This window comes from Nocardioides sp. P5_C9_2 (genome assembly GCF_054049555.1).
Genome location: NZ_JBFUMD010000436.1, coordinates 1 through 3,363, shown reverse-complemented (window position 1 = coordinate 3,363; position 3,363 = coordinate 1). Strand labels below are relative to the sequence as shown.

Annotated in this window: 3 protein-coding genes; 2 read left to right on the top strand and 1 reads right to left on the bottom strand. The window is 74.1% G+C overall.

Annotation, left to right across the window (positions count from 1 at the left end; genetic code table 11):
• On the top strand, nt 1-975 hold a 975-nt coding region (locus ACXJKL_RS17640), incomplete at its 5' end, for a sulfotransferase family protein (RefSeq protein ID WP_457208315.1).
• On the opposite strand, the gene ACXJKL_RS17635 is transcribed toward ACXJKL_RS17640, so the two are convergent.
• Nucleotides 959-1,837: a hypothetical protein gene (locus ACXJKL_RS17635; RefSeq protein ID WP_457208314.1), complete on the bottom strand. Its 879-nt coding sequence runs from the start codon at nt 1,835-1,837 to the stop codon at nt 959-961. The genes ACXJKL_RS17640 and ACXJKL_RS17635 overlap by 17 nt on opposite strands.
• A gap of 86 nt (nt 1,838-1,923) precedes the next feature.
• Here ACXJKL_RS17635 and ACXJKL_RS17630 point away from each other — a divergent pair.
• The coding region (locus ACXJKL_RS17630) for an MFS transporter (protein ID WP_457208313.1) at nt 1,924-3,363 on the top strand (1,440 nt) is incomplete at its 3' end.

The window sequence follows — 3,363 nt, the reverse complement described above, 5'->3', positions numbered from 1 at the left end:
CCCCGCCCCGACTTCCTCGTGATCGGCGCGCCGAAGGCGGGCACCACCGCGCTGCACGCGGCGCTCGCCCAGCACCCGGACGTCTTCGTCTCCTCGCCCAAGGAGCCCAAGTACTGGCTCTGCGACGGAGCCCCGCCCCCGGCATGGTGCGGCCCCGGCGACAAGCACTCGCAGCAGGAGTGGATCTGGCGCGACGACCACTACTTCCCGCTCTTCGCGCCCGCGCGCGCCGACCAGGTGCGCGGCGAGAGCACGCCGTTCTACCTGTGGAGCAGGGGCGCGCACCGCCGCATCGCCGAGCGGCTGCCCGACGTCCGCCTCGTCGCCGTGGTCCGCGACCCGATCGACCGCGCGTACTCCAACTGGATGCACCTGTGGTCCGACGGCCTCGAGCCGGAGGCGGACTTCGAGACCGCCTTCGCCGCCCAGGACGACCGGGTCCGAGCGGGGTGGGCGCCGTTCTGGCGCTACCGCGACCTGGGCCGGTACGGCGAGCAGCTCGACCACCTGCTGTCCTACGTCGCCCCGGAGCGGGTGCTCGTCCTGCGCTACCGGGACCTGGTCGACGACCCCCGCTCAGCAGTCGACCGGGTGAGCCGCTTCCTGGGCATCCGCGAGGGGCTCGTGGACGAGATCCCCCGCGACAACGCGCGTGGCTTCGTGCCGCCCGGCTGGCGGCCGCGGGTCGTCGGCCCGGTCGTGAGGGGCGGCGCCCGGCTCGGGCAGTTCGCCCGCCCGGAGGTCTGGCGGCGGATGCACCCCTCGCTCATCTCCCTGCTCAGCGACCGGCCGGACGCGCACCGCCCGCGACTCGACGCCGCACAGCGCGCCCGCCTGCAGGAGTCGTTCGCCGACGACATCGACCTGCTGTCCTCGCTGAGCGGTCAGGACTTCTCCGACTGGCTCTCGCCCGAGAGCCGTGGCTCCTACAGCGAGCGGACCGCGACCGTCACCGCGATCAGCGCACGCAGGTGACCAGGTCGTGCGCGCCGTCGGGGCGGGCGGCCTCGACGTAGTAGCGGACCCGGCCGTCGGCCAGCGGCACCGCGCTCGCGTAGCGGAACGCCCCGTCGGAGTACGGCGAGGCGATGGGCGGCCGGTCGGTGCGGGTGAGGACCGTCCCGTCCCAGTGCGCGACGCCGGTCGTCTCGAACCAGTTGGACGCCGCGTCCGGGCGACCGTCGTAGAGGACCGTCCCGTCGGGGAGCACCGCGCTCACCCGGGCGCCGCGCGCGTCCCACTCCCCCGGGCGCCCGGCGAGCACCTCGCCGCGGTCCTCCCAGACCAACCCGTCGTCGCTGGTCAGCCGACGGGTGGTCATCCGGTCCTCCTGGCCCGGCTCGTCGAGAGGGTGGCAGCACAGCCACATCTCGTAGCCGTCCTCACCCACGGTCACCACCGGGTCCTTGACCCCCGTCGCCGAGTCGCCCGCGTGGACCCGCTGCCGCACCCCCGTGGGGAGCCCCTCGACCGTGTCCGCGGTCAGGCTGTCGACCCACCAGTGCTTGGAGCCCGGCGTCGCGCAGGAGAGGTAGAGCCGCCACCCGCCCTCGCGGAGCGGCACCAGCACCGGGCGCTCGAAGGACTCTGCCCCGAAGGCCTCGCGCGCGACCTCGGCCACCGGCTCGAACCTCACTCCGTCGGTGGAGCGGGCCACCACGACCGAGACGCCCCGACCGTCGGTGAGCGGGCGGCGTACCCGCCAGGTCAGCCAGATGACGTCGTCGACCCGGACGGCACTCGCGGCGCCCGCCCAGTTGCCGGGCCCGTCGCCGGGGGCGGGCACCACGACCTCGGCGTCGTCGGCGCTGGGCGGGGACAYGGTGCTCGTCGTCATGAGGGCATGATAGTCGACAAGATCGGTGTAGATAGTGTGCCGGCGGGGCGGGGGGCCACTTCCCCGAGGTGAGAAGGTGGCGGGAGATGAGTCAGCACGAGGAGATGCGGGACCAGCAGGCCGACGGCGCGGGAGGGCCCGAGGAGCACGTCCCCGACCCCCGCCGGTGGCGGATCCTGGCGGTGTCCCTCCTGATCGGCTTCATGTCGCTGCTCGACGTCACCATCGTCAACGTCGCGGTCCCCTCGATCCGCGCCGGGCTGGGGGCGTCGACGGGCGCGATCCAGTGGGTGGTGTCCGGCTACGCGCTCGCGTTCGGCATGACGCTGGTCGCCGGCGGGCGGCTCGGCGACGCCCACGGACGCCGCCGGATGATGACGATCGGGCTCCTGGGCTTCATCCTCTCCAGCGCCGCCGTGGGGCTCGCGCCCAACGCCGCGGCCATCGTCGTCGCCCGACTGGTCCAGGGCGCCAGCGCCGGGCTGCTCACGCCGCAGAACTCGGGGCTGATCCAGCAGCTCTTCCGGGGAGACGAGCGGGGCCGGGCGTTCGGGATGTTCGGCTTCACGGTGGCCGTGGCCTCGGCCGCCGGTCCCCTCATCGGCGGCCTGCTCATCGGCGCGCTCGGCGAGGAGAACGGCTGGCGCGCGCTCTTCCTGGTCAACGTCCCGATCGGGCTCGTCGCCCTGGTGCTGATCCTGCGGCTGGTCCCGGACAACCCCGGCGGTCGGGGTGCGGCGAAGGACACCCGCATCGACGTGCCCGGGGCCCTGCTGCTCGGTCTCGCCGTCGTCTCCGTGCTCTACCCGCTGATCAGCCTCGAGGGCGGCGCCCGGTGGCCGCTGCTGATCGCGCTCGCCTTCCCGCTGCTGGCCTGGGCGTTCCTGCGCTGGGAGCGGCACACGGTGGCACGCGGGCGCCCGCCGCTGCTCGACGTCTCCTTGCTGAGCGGCCTTCCCGGCTACGCCAACGGGCTGCTCGTCGGCACGCTGTACTTCACCGGCTTCACCGGGATCTTCCTGGTGCTGTCGGTCCACCTGCAGGAGGGCGTCGGCTTCTCGCCGCTGCAGGCGGCCCTGCTGATGACCCCGTTCGCGGTCGGCGCCGCGACCACCTCGCCACTGGCCGGGCGGCTCGTGGGCCGGATGGGTCGCCGGGTCACCCTGCTCGCGCTGTCGGTGATGATGACCGGTACGGCGCTCGCGGCCTGGCTGGTCACCTCGCCCTCGGACACGCTGTGGTGGACGCTCGCGCCGGCGATGTTCCTCGCCGGCATCGGGGGCGGTGGGGTCATCTCCCCCAACTTCACGCTGACCCTGGCCGAGGTGCCGCCGCAGATGGGCGGCGCCGCCGGCGGGGCGCTCCAGACCGGCCAGCGGATCGGCTCGGCGCTCGGCGCCGCGCTCCTGATGACCGTCTACCAGGCCGCGCAGGCCTTCACCTCGGTCGAGGTCGCCGCGCGGTGGTCCCTCATCGCCGCCCTGGTCGTGCTCTCGGTCGCGCTGGCGGCCGCCGTACGGTCCTGG